General features: G+C 29.4%; 11 protein-coding genes. All 11 read right to left on the bottom strand.

Going from position 1 to position 16,299, the window contains the following annotated elements:
* Nucleotide 1 precedes the first annotated feature (1 nt).
* Nucleotides 2-2,236 (bottom strand): DUF262 domain-containing protein, encoded by a 2,235-nt coding sequence (locus WG951_RS05890; RefSeq protein WP_105049257.1) that lies wholly within the window; start codon nucleotides 2,234-2,236, stop codon nucleotides 2-4.
* Entirely contained in the window at nucleotides 2,229-4,034 is a 1,806-nt protein-coding gene (locus WG951_RS05895; RefSeq protein WP_105049258.1) for a DUF262 domain-containing protein, read from the bottom strand. Before WG951_RS05895 ends, WG951_RS05890 begins: the two co-directional genes overlap by 8 nt.
* Before the next feature lie 57 nt (nucleotides 4,035-4,091).
* The gene (locus WG951_RS05900; protein WP_105049259.1) at nucleotides 4,092-4,970 is read right to left on the bottom strand and encodes a PGN_0703 family putative restriction endonuclease; all 879 of its coding nucleotides are present in this window, start codon (nucleotides 4,968-4,970) and stop codon (nucleotides 4,092-4,094) included.
* Nucleotides 4,971-4,989: 19 nt separating this feature from the next.
* Nucleotides 4,990-6,363 (bottom strand): restriction endonuclease subunit S, encoded by a 1,374-nt coding sequence (locus WG951_RS05905; RefSeq protein ID WP_105049260.1) that lies wholly within the window; start codon nucleotides 6,361-6,363, stop codon nucleotides 4,990-4,992.
* Complete coding sequence (locus WG951_RS05910; protein WP_105049261.1) at nucleotides 6,363-8,747, bottom strand: type I restriction-modification system subunit M; 2,385 nt, start codon at nucleotides 8,745-8,747, stop codon at nucleotides 6,363-6,365. The genes WG951_RS05905 and WG951_RS05910 overlap by 1 nt, the downstream gene beginning before the upstream one ends.
* 340 nt (nucleotides 8,748-9,087) lie before the next feature.
* Nucleotides 9,088-9,675: an SOS response-associated peptidase gene (locus WG951_RS05915; protein ID WP_105049262.1), complete on the bottom strand. Its 588-nt coding sequence runs from the start codon at nucleotides 9,673-9,675 to the stop codon at nucleotides 9,088-9,090.
* Nucleotides 9,676-9,682: 7 nt separating this feature from the next.
* Nucleotides 9,683-10,537, bottom strand: coding sequence for a hypothetical protein (locus WG951_RS05920; RefSeq protein ID WP_105049263.1), 855 nt, complete (start codon nucleotides 10,535-10,537; stop codon nucleotides 9,683-9,685).
* 254 nt (nucleotides 10,538-10,791) lie between these two features.
* Nucleotides 10,792-10,995: a hypothetical protein gene (locus tag WG951_RS05925; protein WP_146105271.1), complete on the bottom strand. Its 204-nt coding sequence runs from the start codon at nucleotides 10,993-10,995 to the stop codon at nucleotides 10,792-10,794.
* Nucleotides 10,996-11,230: 235 nt separating this feature from the next.
* On the bottom strand, nucleotides 11,231-12,025 hold the full coding sequence (locus WG951_RS05930) for a M43 family zinc metalloprotease (RefSeq protein ID WP_105049265.1): 795 nt from the start codon (nucleotides 12,023-12,025) through the stop codon (nucleotides 11,231-11,233).
* A gap of 197 nt (nucleotides 12,026-12,222) precedes the next feature.
* Entirely contained in the window at nucleotides 12,223-12,912 is a 690-nt protein-coding gene (locus WG951_RS05935) for a hypothetical protein (RefSeq protein WP_105049266.1), read from the bottom strand.
* A 260-nt stretch (nucleotides 12,913-13,172) separates the two neighbouring features.
* Nucleotides 13,173-16,292, bottom strand: a complete 3,120-nt coding sequence (locus tag WG951_RS05940; RefSeq protein WP_105049267.1) for a DNA polymerase III subunit alpha — start codon at nucleotides 16,290-16,292, stop codon at nucleotides 13,173-13,175.
* Between the last annotated feature and the right edge of the window lie 7 nt (nucleotides 16,293-16,299).

The raw sequence follows: 16,299 nt of genomic DNA on the forward strand, positions 1-16,299 counted from the left end.
TCTATTTATTTGCCCAATTAATTAATTCTTGAAAATAGTTGTATTGTTCGTCATAATTATGTTGAGTATAAATACCGTTTTGCGGATTATACCCATAACTATATCTCCATTGTTGATTATACTTTTGGAAAATAATATTTTCGTTGTTATTTTTAAATAAACTTTTATAACTACTATCCATTTCGTAATTAAAAGCTCCAAAATTCCAATTTCCATCCCAAACCCATTCTCCTTTTATCTGAGTGTTTAGAATATAGTAGATATATAATTGTTTTTTATAACTTTCTTCTTCAAACATTTCTTTTTCGTTAGCGTATTCTTTGATGAATTGTTTTTGTTTCTTTTCAAAGAAAACTTCTATAGTATCAACTGGATTTAAATAACGCTCATAAGCACAATCAAGATAGTCTTCATTTCTATATAAACTATATGCATATTGAATTCTATCATTATTCACATTATACAGTTTTGTATTCAAAAAGTTGCCCCAAATTTTAGCATCATTGAGAATAAGCTGACGATATGCTTTTAGAACTTTTAAATATAACTCAGAATCAAATTTTAAATCAAATTCTGCACAAGCCCTTTCTCCCAATTCTATAATGTGAGAAATTTTACCTTTTGCTTCTGTATGGTCTTCCGAAATCCAAAACCACGTTTCAAGTTTTGTTCTATCATCAACACTTTTTAAATAGTTTAGCTTTTTTGATTCTTCCTTATTTAATAAAGATTTTGAAACTCCTTTTAATTCAACTATTGAGGTAATATCATCATTATCAATACCCATTATTGAAACTAAGTCAAGAGCATTTAACAGTTGAACGTCTGGTGTTTTACCAACTGTATCATCTTGTCTTAAATTATAGAAAAATCTAATAAGTCTAAATAACTGTAAATCATCAATTGTCTTACCATCTTGTAATCTTATTGATACATATTTTAAAATAGGTAATAATCTAAATAATTCTATTTGCGTTAATCCTTTTTCTTTTGAAGACAACCAATATTCACTAATCAAATTGAAGTTTTTGTATAGTGAATAACCTTCCTTTATCTTTTCTAAATTATTAGGCAAAGTTTCAAACAAATACTTAACAGCAGACATTAAGTGTTCAATTTTTTGAATACCTAAATATTTAATAGGTAGCTTTAAACTACTATCACCTTTTATTAGTTTTTTTAAATCCGTGCTGTAACCTTCTTCGTCTTCCAAACGAATATTGTTATCAAACATTTCAATGACACAAACCCATCTTAATAACTCATTAAAACCGTTATCTGCTGAAGCATTAATATCCTTTTTGTTTCTATGTTTCCAGAAAAAATCTTGCCAATTTTCCCATTTTTCACTCCATTCTAATTGATTAGCTCTTATAGTTTCCTCTTCAAACAACCTTGCTCTAACATTTTCATTATCGGCTAATTGCTGTCCTCTAGAGTTCATTGTAATATACAGTTCTTCTCCTTGCGATGTTTCTTCTGTCTTGAAATGCCAAAATTTTATCTGTGTTTTCACATAATCGAAATACTTGTTTACATCATCATTAAAATGGTAGTCAAGTATTGGTAAGGTTCCTGTTAAAGAGTTACTTTTAATATTACCTACAATAGAGTTAACAGTTATATCGTTTTTGTAATTAGATAAAAACCAATTTTTAGATTGTATTTGATTTAAATCTTCTACAGAATGAGAATTACTAATTAAATCGATAAAGAAGTTATGTGTTAAGGTTCTTACTCGATAATCAAATGCTATTTTCTCTAATTCTTTATTAAACCTAAACAATTCTATAAAATCCTCTTTTCTATTTTCTTTAATGGCTAAATAGAAAAGCATAAAGAATAGTGTTGTGAAACGTTGTTGACCATCAATTAAATAAACATCTTCATTTCTATCATTGTATACATAATAATCTGGACGATAAGAATACAAAAACCCAATATTGATAGGGTTTTCATTTACACCTAACTCTAAAATCATTTTCTTTATTGAATCTTTAGCTAGGTTGTCTGCTTGAAGAAATAATTTGTTTAAAACTTCTAATTCTTTATTGGATTTATTTTGGTCTTTTTTATGTGATTTATACCCTTCTTTTATGTCTGAAATAAAAGTTTCTAATATACCATGTGTATTTAAACCCCAAACATATTCTCGTTGTATTTCTGGTACAACTAAATTATAATTAGAAATTAATTGCTCAACAGATACTTCTTCCATAGATTTATTTTTACTCATCGCTATCTGTTTTAAAAAAGTTATTAATCTCAGTATCTATTCTTTTTGCATTAGCTTCTATGTCATTGTTTGTCCAATGTTCAAAATCTTTTACATCATTAGAGTCATCATTAAAATACCTGACAAAAACTTGAAAAGTATGTGGCTGAATAAAATTGCCCTTATTAAAATATTCTATTATTCTAGCTCTTTTTTTAGCATAAGGATTGTTACTAATACTTCTGTTTAAAGAATTATAAAGTAAAACTAAATTCCCTATTGAATCTATATTTATAGCTTCAATTTGAGTTTCAATAAAATCATCAACTGTATCTAGGTACTCATCATCATCTTTATTTAAATCAAATTCTGAAACATCGAATTGACTATCTTTCGCAACTACATATGTATTTAAAAATACTATGTAAGCTTTTTTATCCTTAATATTTTCAGGGTTTTGAGGGAAAATATGCTCAATATCGTTTGTTGCTTTATTAAATGAACTATAAGGTAGGAATGGTTGGTTGTTTTTTATAGAATGGATAATGTCCATTAGTATTAAAGCACTTACTAACTTTCTTGGTTCTTTCTTATACCAATTAATACTTGTATCTACAAAACTAATAAGTTCATCATCTGTCATTAAGGAAGACTTCATTTCCTTTATCAACTCCTCTTTAAATAAATCTCTAGTATTACAATCTTCCCATAATTGCCAAACCGTTGAATAATTAAAATCTCTTTTTAGTTTTTGATTAAATAAAAAACCTAAATAATGGTAAATTTCTTTATCCTGAAACCAATCTTGCAATGTGCTGTTTAACTTTATTATTTCTTTGTACAAGCCCAATGCATCATTATTGTTCTTTTCAATAAGCTCTAAGGTTAAAACCTCTTCACCCTTTTTTTCAGCGAATAATAAATACAATATGTTAATTGGATATTTATTATCATCAAATAACTTAATAGTACCAATTCTTTCTGAAGAAACAGAAACAAATTTTGAAAAATAATGTCTTACATTTTCTTTACTCCACCAATTATTAATTTGGTCTAGTTGCCAACCAATTTTAACACGTCTCTCGTTTACACGTACTATATTCTTAATATCGGCTTCTCTTTTACCTTCTTCTTTAGCTACACGTGTAATTAAAACCGCTCTTACTAAATCTGCACCATCTAAAGGAATACGTTTTGAGTTTAGGTTTCCAAAAATCTTCTCTTCACTAGATGTTTTATCATCTATTTTATTGATAATAAATTTTACGTGCTTTAATAATTTATTTCTGTAGTTTTCTTTCGAGAAGGAAAGCTGACTCTCTTTTTCTTCAAACCATTTATCAATAGTTTTATAGACCTGAAAAATATGATAGATGTCTTGATGGTCATAATCTTTATTCTCATCAATAAATACATCCCAATCTTCTTCTGGAAAACTAACATCTTGCTTCGTTATTATTTCATTTAAAAAACGATTAGTTTCTTTTCTAATAGAGTTTTCGGGAAACCGAACTTTGTTATATACCAATTCCTCTTCCTGTAAATAAGCAAGTATTATGGTAAGAGTTGTTAAACGTTGTTGACCATCTACAATATTAAAGTAGTTGTCTTTAGGTACAATTGTAATGTTTTGTAAACAATAAAACTTAGCATCTGAAACTTGAAAATTATCAATATCTACTAATAGCTTAGTTACATGTTTAGGCTCCCATTTATAGCCACGTTGATATAATGGAATATTATAAAAATTCTTTTCTTGTTGTTTTAGATATTCTTTGTTAGAAAAGACTTCTTCAATACTGTATAATAGTTGACTCATTTATTTTCTTATTAACACACAATTTATTAAACCACTTATAAACTCTTTCATATTACTTTACAAATACCTATTCGTTAAATAATCAACATATGCCACATTCCCTTCATAAAAGTTATTAGATAAATTAACTATAACTTCTTGATAGCTTATATGCCTAAATATTATGTTATCCTTTTTAGCTATCTCCGCAAATTGCTGTATTTCCTTTCTGTGTGCTGCGCCATCTTTTCCAATCACATCATACCAGAGATATAAAAGTGTAAAACCGCTCTTTCTCTTCGGTGTATTCTTTAAACCCAATATGTGTTTTACTAATTGTGCTACATCTAGGTATTTAAATTTAACGTTATCGGGTGAAATTGTATTTGCCAATTCTTCCAAATGAGGAATACCTTTCCAAAATGATTTATCAGACATATATCTCTCACTTAATCCTTTTTGCTTCTTTTTATAAGGCTCTGTAAATTTTGATTCTATGGCGAATACCTTTCCATCATTTTCAATGACAACATCCAAATTAGGTGTTTTTGGAAATAGTTTTTTGTCTTTACTTATTTCAAACTTTTGTTCAAATCGTACAGCATTGGGCAAGGTATTTGAATTAAAAGGTCTTCTATTAATTAACTTACAGGCAAAAAGTATAGGGCTTACATCTTTTTCTTGCCAATATTGAAATACATTTACAGGTAATGCCGAAGACGAATGCAGCGCTTTCATTTTAGCCAATCTAGTATTAGTATCTTTAGTTTCATTACCATCACCTTTCTTGAAATCCTGTAGCGTTTCGCTTGATAGTTTTTGATTAAAAATGTTTAAGGCTATATCATCTACATAATTCTTTTCTCCTTTTTTTGGTTTGGTACCTCCTGTAAGTTTATGTCCTTCACTTTTTGCCCAGATTCTCTGCTTTGCTTTTATGTACTTTTCCCCATTCATAACTTTGTATTTTTTAGACCTAACAAACCCTAACCTTACCAGTTACAACCCCATTTATTAAACTACTCTTATACTCTTTTAACCTATCTATTTCTTGCTGTTTTAAACCAATAGCTGTTTCAATTTTTTGTGAAGTTGTTTCTATATATTCTGAAATTTCTTTTTGTTCTGAAAGTGGTGGAATCAGTATTGGCATTTCTAACACAAATTCTTGCTTAATATTTATCCTAGTAAAACCTCTTCCTTTCAGCGAAAAATAATGTCTATAGTTGTATGATTGCAATAGGTGGTTTGCAAAAACAGCATTTATTATAGGGTTACTGAATCTAAAACCTTTACAAAATGAATTTAAATACAATTCATTTTCCTCTCCTAAATAAATAGAACATTTGCCTATATCGGCTATAGTTTCACTACTCATCAGAAATAATAAATCATTCTTACTTACTTTATTTTGAGATTCATTCTCTCTGATATTTACATATTGATGCTTCGAAGTATTTATTATTACATTGTTAAATATACTAGTAAAAGGGACAAATGACTTATACCCTTCTTTTTGTTCTTTACTAAAATCTTCACCAGATTTCCCTGTTATTCCCGCAAATGTATATCCTAAATATTTTAATCGCTTTAGCTTCCAATGCTCAGGAATCTCACCAATCCACTCCACACCAGAATCTTTCAACGTCACACTATCATCTAAACCACGTGTTACGGCTTTGTGTATTATAATTTGTTTGCGTTCTTTAAGTAAAGTTATTTGTTGCCGTTTAATAGCAATAGCCTCGTCTATTTTGATGGTTTTATCGTTTAAAAACTGTACTATTTGGGTTTGTTCTGAAGGGTTAGGAAATGGCAATTTCATAGACCGTAAATCATCTCTAGAAACTTTTAACCTCAGAGTATTATATTTTCCATCACCTCTATCAATAGCCATTAATCCTTTTCCAAGACTATATAAAACACCTTGAACAATTTTACTTCTAAACAAATACTCATAAAACTTTGAAGTATCAGAATTATTAAGTTTTCCATAGTATGTATAATAAACAGGACTTACACAGCCAAAATAGCCTGAAACACCAACTGCTCCAACAATCATATTCATACTATTAAACACTAAATCGCCTTTATGAGCTAACTTATATTTGGAAAAATCATCTTTGAATCTGTCTAAATTTGTAGTTTTTTCTGCATATAAAGTAACACCTTTATCAATAGAAAGTGATAAAATCTCTTTAGTTCTGATAGGTGCATTTTTTTCATTACGCTCTGTTAGAATATATTTAAAGGATTCAATCTTCCAGTGCTCAGGGATTTTTCCTAACCATTCTATTCCAGAATCTCTATAGCTTTCGTAATGCTCTATTTTTGTTTTTGCTTCTACCATTACACCAAGTTTAAAATCTCAGTAATTAAACCATTACTTTGTTGTTCTAAATCCAGAATATCTTTAGTTACGTCTTCTATATTTCGTAAAGGCTTATGTTTATAAAAGTATTTATTAAAACTAATTTCGTAACCAATTTTGGTAGCGTCTAGATTTATCCACGCTTCTGGCACGTGCGGTTGTACTTCGTGTTTAAAGTAATTGTGTATGTTTTCTTTTAATGGTACGTTTTCTGTGTCTCGTAGGTCGCTTTCGGTTTCGTAGGTAATATATTCTCCTTTTTTAAGAGACCTCTCGACTGCGCTCGAGGTGACATCGTTACTAAAACCATAATACCCAAAATCTGCTAAGTCTTTTTCTTCACAATCTAAATGTGCTAGTAGTTTTGCTAGTTTATCACCAGATAGTTGTTCTACCTTTTTAATGACTTTTTCAGCTTCAGCATCATACCAACTTACCGCATTTAAAATGGCTTTTTTATCGCTTGCAGAAATACTTAGTTTTTGCTTTTTAATTTCAGCATCTACTAGTTTTTTAAAGTCGTTAAAATCGTTGTATTCAGTTTTACCAATTGCTTTTAATAAAAGAGCTCCTGTTTTTACTAAATTTAAGTGTTTTTGCCATGTTGCAGGCTTGGTCAACTTCGTTTTATTGGCAGACGATAAGTTTAATTCGTTTTTTTCGCACCATTCTAAAATATCTTTTCCGTGTTTTGTGGTATTGGTGTAAATACTCTCTCCAAAGGTTTCAAACGCATATTGCATCGGTTCTTGTAAGACTCTGTCGTAACGAAGTGCTTCAATACGCTCTGCTGTAAATTGTGCTTTTAAACGTTTTGGTCTTTCTATAGTGGCTTTATAATACCCAAAATCCGAATTATCAAAAACTTTTGAAGAAATACCTTGCTCGCCTACACGTTCTTCAACACTCATGTTTTTATAAGTATTTACGATTTTAGTAATGTGTTTTGGCGAGAACTCGCAGTTTTTGTTTCCTAAGGCTTTACGTAATTTACGGTACAGTTGTACTGCATCAATCAATTGCACTTTGCCTTTGCGATTGGCAGCTTTATTGTTGCTTAAAATCCAGATATAGGTTGTAATTCCTGTATTGTAAAACAAGTTGTTTGGTAATTGTACAATAGCTTCTAGCCAATCGTTTTCTATAATGTGTCTGCGTATGTTGCTTTCTCCTCCTCCTGCATCTCCTGTAAAAAGGCTACTTCCGTTATGTACCGAAGCAATACGTGTTCCTGTTTTACTTTGCGATAAGGACTTCATTTTATCGACCATTTCCATTAAAAACAGTAATTGTCCGTCGGAAGAACGTGGAATGGCATCTGCTTCTTCTTCTACATTCCAATAGTTTTTTAAAGAGATTATAAAACGCGGATCGATCACATCTTTACCATCCTTGATATATTTTTGCTCACTAGACCATGATTTTCCGTAAGGTGGATTAGATAACATAAAATCAAAAGACTTGCCAGCAAACTCGTCTGTAGATAAGGTAGAACCTACTCTGATGTTTTCAGGATTGTTTCCTTTAATCATCATATCAGACTTACAAATTGCGTAGGTTTCGTCGTTTATTTCCTTTCCGTATAAATAGACATCTCCTGTAGCACGAATGTCTCCTTCTTCATCTTTAATAAAGTTTTGACTTTCGGTAAGCATTCCTCCAGAACCACAAGCAGGATCATAAATAGTCATTACTGGTGGTAAGTTGTCTTTTATTGGGTCGAAGATAATGTGCGTCATTAAATCGATTACTTCACGGGGTGTAAAGTGTTCTCCTGCTTCTTCGTTATTTTCTTCGTTGAATTTTCTGATGAGTTCTTCAAAAACATACCCCATTCCTAAATTAGAAAGCGCAGGCAATTTTCTACCTTCTGGATCTTCTTTTTCAAAAGGTGTTAAGTTGATGTTTGATGAAGTAAATTTTTCTAATACATCTAACAACACATCTTTACTAGCCATATGAGCAACTTGACTGCGAAGCTTAAATTTTTGGATAATTTCCTTCACATTAGGGCTGAAGCCATTGAGGTAATCTTCAAAGTTAGCTTGTAATATTTGTGTACTATTGGTAGCTGTATCTTTTATTTTTTGAAGTGTCCATTTACTAGTATTATAAAACACGTAACCCGAAGCTTCACGTAATCCTGTTTCGTCCCATTCGGTAAAACCAGCTTCATCACGCTGAAAAGCTAGTTCTTCTAAAACAGCGTCTTTGGTAGGTTCTAACAATGCGTCTAACCTACGTAATACAATCATTGGTAAAATAACGTCTCTATATTTACCGCGTACGTAAACATCTCTAAGACAATCGTCTGCAATAGACCAAATAAAGGATACTAATTTATTGTGTGATGATTTATTCATGTATTTTTTTATCTTAATAAGGTAAAGTGTAATATATAATTATGCTATAATAATCCTAATTATAAGTGATAAATAGTGACATAGAAATATATTTAAAACAATTTTTTTTATGAACATTAAAAGTATGAAAACGAACTGATATATAATTACGGATTTCCATAAAACTATAGAACTATAATTACAGGTTTTACTAAAGATATAAGTATGAGTTTATTGCGTTCTTTTAATTCCTCTGATTAACAGCAAAACTCGATTTTTAAGATATTAATAATAGTCATATTACAAAACTCATAAGTCAGTTTAGATACTCCAAAATAATTAGAAATTTTGTAGTTGTATTTTAAAACAAAGTTGGTTGCGAAAAACCTAGTTGATTTGTAGTAAAATCATATTGAGGATTAACTTCTTCCATATTCAACCAATTTTTAAAATCATCGTCCGTTTTTAAACTAAAAGGCATTCTTAATTTTGTGTTGTGAATTTCTCTCATTATACCTTTTGCTTCGGTAGTTACTATGGTGTATGTGTTATTTGAATATAAACCTGCAAAAGCAAATAATTGATTATCAAAACCAATATCAAATTTTATTTTTTCTTTTCCTTTATGCTGCCATTCATAAAACCCATCAACCAAAATGATACATCTATTTTCTGTATAATTTTTAAACGCAGGTTTTTCTGATAAGGTTTCTACACGTGCATTTAAAGTGTAATTTCTTTTCCAATCTTCATTTGCCCAATCTGGCACTAAACCCCAATTAAATAGTTGAATTTTAGAGGAATCTAAATTTGTAATTATGGGAGTTTTGGGGTACTTGAACCCATTTATATCTGCTGATGGCTTTAAAGTTTCGCTTGAATCAATTGTAGCTTTGAATTTTTTTTCAAGATCTTTAATAGTTTTGGTTTGTTTAAAATGGTAGCACATAAGATTTTTAAAGATTAAGTTTTTTTAAAACTTTTTTTTGAATTTCAATTTTGCCACAAATTGGATCATTATAAATATTGTCTTCAAGTAAGTTTTCTTCAAAAAAGCGTAAGTTATAAATTACACTTCTGTTAAACTTTATAAAACTGCCGTAATTAAATATAATATTAAACTCATCTTTAAAAAAATCCGTTAATTTTTCGGAAGAATTTGAAAGCTTTATTTCAATTATATTTGTGTGTAAATTATTTTCTAAAAAAACAACTTTAGACTTCGTATGACTTTCTATACTCCTAATGTCCTGGGGATAAATAATATATTCAATGTTGTGAATAGACTTTATTAGTAATAATCCTCTTGAAATTATATCAATATTCTCAAATAATTTGATTTTATAATCTCTACCTACCTCAATTTTCGCACATTTATAATTATGCGAAATGGAAGAAAGTAAAACTTTTCTATCTGCATAATCATAACCTTTTACATCTCTTTTACGAACTAAATAATAGCTGTTTATATGTACAAATTTGTTCAAAGGATTTTTGTTACAAATTTTAGCATTTATTTTTTCTTCCATTTTAACCAATGAAGTATAGCTAAGATCTGTTAAAATAAGTTGATGGCAACAAAGATGAAAATTGATTTTCTTTTGCCTGTATTCTACATAAAAGATTAAAGACACAGGTAATTTAATAGTAAGATATTTTGAATACTTTTCTTTATCAAAATTTAAACCTATACTTTTTAAATTATCTAATTCAATTTCAAGTTTTGAAATTTCATCTAATCCAAAATGTCGAATATCAATTTTGAGTTCAATCGTATTGATATTTTTAGCTTGATTTTCTTCGGATTCCATTTTTGTGTCGATTATTCAAAATTTACGTTTGATACATCAATTCATTTTACTTTTACTAATATAATTTTAAATATAGATATTATGAAAGGTTTAAATCAAAATAATGATTATTCACAAGATGAACTGGATAATCATTCAAATCAGTTAAATTCTAATAATGATGCCTATTGGTCTTCTAGAGATTAGTGTTAACTGGTAATTTACTAAATAGTAGTGTGTTTAGGGAAGTCAAGATTTAGGTCTTGGCTTTTTTTTTATCCTAAATTCCTTGGATCAAGCGCTACACTCATTTTTTTAGATTGAATTACATTCATACTACAAAACCCATATCTATTGGTGATTTTCCCATAACAACCATAAATTCCCATTCCATTTATGGAGTATTGATGTACAACATTTGTAAAATGAACAGCATCATAATAATGACCATCTTGATCAATAAAAGTACTTAGTCTCATTAATTTATTTTGAGACGTTTTGTCAAAACGAGTTGTTACCAATAAACCATAAATTAAAACATGCTGATTCTCAAAATCAGGTTTACCTTATAATTTATCAAAATAAGTAGTAATTACATAAAAAATAAAAGCTCATAATACTAATTGATAGTATTATGAACCTAAAATAATAGTGTAAAAATTTAATGAAGAAAGAGTTGTTTTTAGCTTAGTTTTTTATTGTATACAGTTTTAGTTATTTTGATTCTTGAAAGAACTTTTTATATTTAATTATTCTATTTCTCATAGTTTGAACTTGGTCTTTTGTAAAAAAACACCTACAAGAACTATAGTCCATAAAATTATTATAATTTGGATTTTTAGAAATTTTCTTCGGCGGACAAGGTTTTGTTCTTTTTACATCAGTACAATTATTTTGTTTAGGTGTATCTGCTATAAAATCTGTTCTTTTATGAAACTTTATCTTTTTACAATTAGATTTTCCCCACACATGCCAAAGTCCGAAATAATGACCAAGTTCATGGGTTACTGTATTACTACCATTTCCAACTAATTTATAGTTTATATTAATGTGGTTTGGCTTATTTATACTATTATTATCTAACAAAACATTTGAAGAACTCAACATGTCACCAATTACAATATGTAATATTTTCCAACTTCTACCGAAAATAGGTCTGGACGAAACGTTAGAAGAAAGGTCATATCTCCAAATATAGCCTTCGTGTTCTGGATTAAATAAGTAAAACTCAAAATTAGGATTCCCTATTAAATTTTCGAATCTTACGTCTAATGCAGACATATTATTTTGCGCACTAAAGTTTATATTTAAATCTTGTATTTCCTTTTTTAAAACTTCATCGGTAATTTTTTCATGAACATCTTGACTTTTTCCTTTCTCTTGTATTACATGAAAAACTACAGGGATTTTTATTGTTCTTCCATCATCTGCAGAAATTGGCTCAACTTGAGAAAATGTAAAATTAATAGAAAAGAGCATTACTATAAATAAAGTTTTTAAAGTAGTCATAATATTTTTGTTTGTTACGTTGAGTTATTGAATGGAGGCTGTATTTGGTTGAATTATTTGTAACGTGTTTCTTATAAAGAAAGTTACGGTTTTGTGAACGGCTATTCTCCGAAGGAAAATTGATGTGAGCAAAAAAGCAACTGCCTTTGATAAAGCCTAAATTTAGCTTTTTTTTTATACGCTGTTGTAAGCTGCCTTTAATTCAGTAAATAGATTAGTTTAAATGAAATTCCTGCAAAAACTTTATTTGTAAATAAGCTGTTATCTGTCTGGTCTAATGCATTCAAAGGTTTTTCGTTAATTAGGATTTGTTTCCCTTTATATTTATTCATAATTCCTTCTTTTACTTGTCTAATAGAACTAAAATCAAGTGTCAATGATAAATAAAATGGTCTTGGATTATATTTTCCTTTATCATCTTCTTCTTGACTTCCTGGTGCATAGGCAACTCCTATTCCTCCATCAATTCTTGAATTAAACCCTGTGTCAGGCGACACTTCTGCTACATTCAAAGATACAACTCCACCCCATTTTCCGCTTTTATATTTCCAGTCGCCATATGTAAACATTTGATTTCCATTTGCATCTTTTTTTGGGTTTCCACTTCCGTCAACTACCTTATTTTTATTTCTAAAATAGTAGTTTGGCATATAGACAATACTTGTTGAAATTACAAATGAATTTCTACTCAAATCATCAAATTCAAGTGTTAAACCACTTGGGTCTAAATAAGCTTCGTGAGGTTTAGAAAACTTATTTTCAATTCCTGCCGAAAATCCAAATCTTATAGATTTATTGACTTTTTCTGTTAGGTCATAATCCTGACTAAATGAATAATTAGAAAATAAAAGAACTGTTAAGATTGTAGTAAGTGTTAAAGTTTTCATACGGTTGGTTTTAGATTGCTTACAACTAGATAATAAAAAAAATTGCCTCCATTATCACCTTTAATTATTTTTTGGTAATGTAATATCTAGTGGAATTAGAATTTCCATTACTTGGGGAAGAGAATTAATAACGTACTTAATTTACAGGAAAATTTAGTGTTTTTCTGTGAGTATTTTGGTCAATAAATGGGGTAAGTAAGTTCTTCATTCTTTTTAAATAGCAGTTAAACTTAATAAAAATAAATGTAACAATCTAAAAATTAGATTATTATTTTTTTATTTTCTTGGATCACCCAAACACTCATCTTTTTAGATTGAATTACATTCATACTACAAAAACCATATCTATTGGTGATTTTCCCATAACAACCATAAATTCCCATTCCGTTTACTGGGTATTGATGTACAACATTGGTAAAATGTACGGCATCAAAATAATGACCATCTTGATCAATAAAAGTACTCAGTCTCATTAATTTATTTTGAGATGTTTTGTTAAAGCGAGTAGTTACCAATAAACCATAAATTAAAACATGCTGATTCTCAAAATCAATCATTTGTTTAGCTTTAATACTTGGCAAAAAAGGTTCAGTCACCAATTTAAAATAATCATGCACAGTAAACCCTAACAATTCCATTTCATCATAGACTTTTTCCAACCAATGAGATTCTAATTTTGGCAGTTCATACTTTACCTGTTCTGTTTTAAAAAGCAGCTCTTGTTTTGTTTTTTGTTTGGTAGCTTTCAATTTAAAAATAGCTTGCCATAATAGTTGCTTTTTGGTCTTATTAGTAAAACGAAAAGCATCAATTCTTATTAAAATGGTTAGTTGTTCAATACTAATTACAACACGATCTATAAAGTTTTCTAAAGAGGTGAAATCCCCATATAATTGCCTTTCTGTTAACAATCTTTGAATAGTTAAATGCTCTACACTTTTTAAATACCCAAAACCCAAATAAATAGTTTTATCTATAACAATATTGGGATGGTTGCTTTTATTGATACAAGGCAATTCAATAATTGCTCCTTGCATTTTTGCTTCATGGATATAATGTTCCGTGGAATAAAAGCCACCTCCGTTATTTAAAACCGCCACCATAAATTCTATGGGGTAATAACATTTTAAAAACATACTTTGATAACTCTCTACAGCATAAGAAGCCGAATGTCCTTTAGCAAAAGCATAGCCTGCAAAACTTTTAATTTGATTCCATACTTCAAAAATTAAAGCATCTTTATGCCCTTTTTTTCTACAATTAGCAATAAACTTATCTTCTACAGCTTTAAACTCTTTAAGAGATCGATATTTTCCACTCATTCCACGTCTTAAAACATCTGCTTCCCCCAATGTTAAGTCTGCAAACTTACTCGCCACCTTCATCACATCTTCTTGATACACCATTACACCATACGTTTCTGGCATAATTTCTAACAAAATAGGATTCGCTTCTTTTCTTTTTTCAGGAAAACGATGTCTTTTTATAAATTCATCTTTCATTCCTGATCCTGAGACACCTGGTCTAATAATTGAACTTGCAGCCACTAAGCCTAAATAATCTTGGGTTTGTAGTTTTTGCATCAATCCTCGCATTGCAGGAGATTCTACATAATAGGCACCAATGGCTCCACCTGACTTTAATAAGTCATTAATCTTTTTATCTTTTTTAAAACTTTCAACATCTGTTATGTCTATCGGTGGATCATCAGGATTATTTTCTTTGATAATTTCTAAGGCTTCTTTAATTTTTGCCAAACCTCGTTGTCCTAAAATATCAAACTTAAAAACACCTACATCATCTGCAATGTTCATGTCAAACTGAACGGTTGGAAATCCTTTTGGAGGTAAACTTGTTGCTGAATAATAATGAATCGGTTTTTCTAAAATCAATATTCCTGCAGAATGGACACTAACATAATTCGGGAAACCTTCAATTAGTTTACCGTATTTTAAAACCAACATTGCAATACTATCCATTTCTTGCTGTTGATAAACTGTTGCAACGTCATTAAATGGTTGTTGATTTTTTGTTGCACTCTTTTTTACTTGTTGTTGTAAATCTGTTGTTCCCTTGTTGCTGACTTGTTGTAAAGCCTTATTTGGGGCAGTATTTCCATTATTGACAACCGTTTTTTGTTGTTTTTCTCCCTTACTCAGTTTATCTATTTCTTCTTTTGGCAATCCAAATACTTTTCCTAATTCTCTTATTACAGCTTTATACTTAAAAGTATTGTAGGTGGCTAAAAGTGCAGTGTTTTTAAAGCGTTTAAAAATATAGTTGGTAACATCTTCTCTATCTTTCCATGAAAAGTCAATATCAAAATCAGGAGGAGAAGCTCTAAAAGGATTGATAAAACGTTCGAAATACAAATCAAGTTCTACAGGGTCTACATCTGTAATACCAATAATATAAGCAACAATACTATTGGCACCACTCCCCCTTCCTACATGAAAGTAGCCTTTACTTTTTGCATAACTCACAATATCATAATTGATTAAAAAAAAGGAAACAAACTTTAAATCGATAATTACTTTCAATTCTTTCTCAAGTCGATCGTGTACTTTTTGAGTCGGATTTTTATAACGTTTATGTAAGTTGTTTTTACATAAATCCAGTAACATTTTACAATCTTCTTTAAAACTATTACAATACTTTTTAAGGTTTTGGTTTTTTCTATCTTCGTGAAAGTCAAAAAACGTATTACAACCTTGCAATACTTTTTCTGTGTTTGCAATACTATTTGGAAACTCTTTATAAAACGCTAACAATTCTTTTCTTTCATGTATTACATCTGTGATAAGACATTGTTCTGTAGCAAGAAGTTTGCTTAATAAAGTATTGTTATCTATGGCACGTAACAACCTGTGTGCGTTAAAATCTTTTTTATTTCGGATGGTAACCTGTTGTTGTATCACAATTCTATCTTCAAATTTCTTTAAATGAGAAAAACGGAGCTTATTAATTTCTGCAATAGAAACTCCAATAAATTCATTCTCTTTAAAAGAAGTCATATTTAACTGCAATACTTTTTCAAACGGATAAATGATAAATACATCTTCTAAATAACTTGGAGTATCTGGAATATCGGTTTTAGATTCTAAAAAAGTAGATAAGTATTGATTGATATTTTGAAAACCAACATTACTTTTTGCGATTGCTACAAATTGCTGGGTATTTCCATTTCTAAAATCAACACCGATGACAGGTTTAATATGATACTTTTTAGCTTGTTGTATAAAATTCATACAAGCAGAAGTATTGTTGATATCTGTAAGTGCAATACTTTTGATATTGTTTTCTTTTGCGAGTTCTAATAATTCTATTTCCGAGAACGTACCATAACGTAAGGAATAATAAGTATGACAGTTTAAATACATAAAGCAA

Source organism: Polaribacter butkevichii, assembly GCF_038024105.1.
GTDB lineage: Bacteria > Bacteroidota > Bacteroidia > Flavobacteriales > Flavobacteriaceae > Polaribacter > Polaribacter butkevichii.

Bases quoted from the DNA above. Each gene is read 5' to 3' on its own strand.
- WG951_RS05890 (WP_105049257.1), bottom strand. From the start codon at position 2,236: ATGAGTAAAAATAAATCTATGGAAGAAGTATCTGTTGAGCAATTAATT.
- WG951_RS05895 (WP_105049258.1), bottom strand. From the start codon at position 4,034: ATGAGTCAACTATTATACAGTATTGAAGAAGTCTTTTCTAACAAAGAA.
- WG951_RS05900 (WP_105049259.1), bottom strand. From the start codon at position 4,970: ATGAATGGGGAAAAGTACATAAAAGCAAAGCAGAGAATCTGGGCAAAA.
- WG951_RS05905 (WP_105049260.1), bottom strand. From the start codon at position 6,363: ATGGTAGAAGCAAAAACAAAAATAGAGCATTACGAAAGCTATAGAGAT.
- WG951_RS05910 (WP_105049261.1), bottom strand. From the start codon at position 8,747: ATGAATAAATCATCACACAATAAATTAGTATCCTTTATTTGGTCTATT.
- WG951_RS05915 (WP_105049262.1), bottom strand. From the start codon at position 9,675: ATGTGCTACCATTTTAAACAAACCAAAACTATTAAAGATCTTGAAAAA.
- WG951_RS05920 (WP_105049263.1), bottom strand. From the start codon at position 10,537: ATGGAATCCGAAGAAAATCAAGCTAAAAATATCAATACGATTGAACTC.
- WG951_RS05925 (WP_146105271.1), bottom strand. From the start codon at position 10,995: ATGAGACTAAGTACTTTTATTGATCAAGATGGTCATTATTATGATGCT.
- WG951_RS05930 (WP_105049265.1), bottom strand. From the start codon at position 12,025: ATGACTACTTTAAAAACTTTATTTATAGTAATGCTCTTTTCTATTAAT.
- WG951_RS05935 (WP_105049266.1), bottom strand. From the start codon at position 12,912: ATGAAAACTTTAACACTTACTACAATCTTAACAGTTCTTTTATTTTCT.
- WG951_RS05940 (WP_105049267.1), bottom strand. From the start codon at position 16,292: ATGTATTTAAACTGTCATACTTATTATTCCTTACGTTATGGTACGTTC.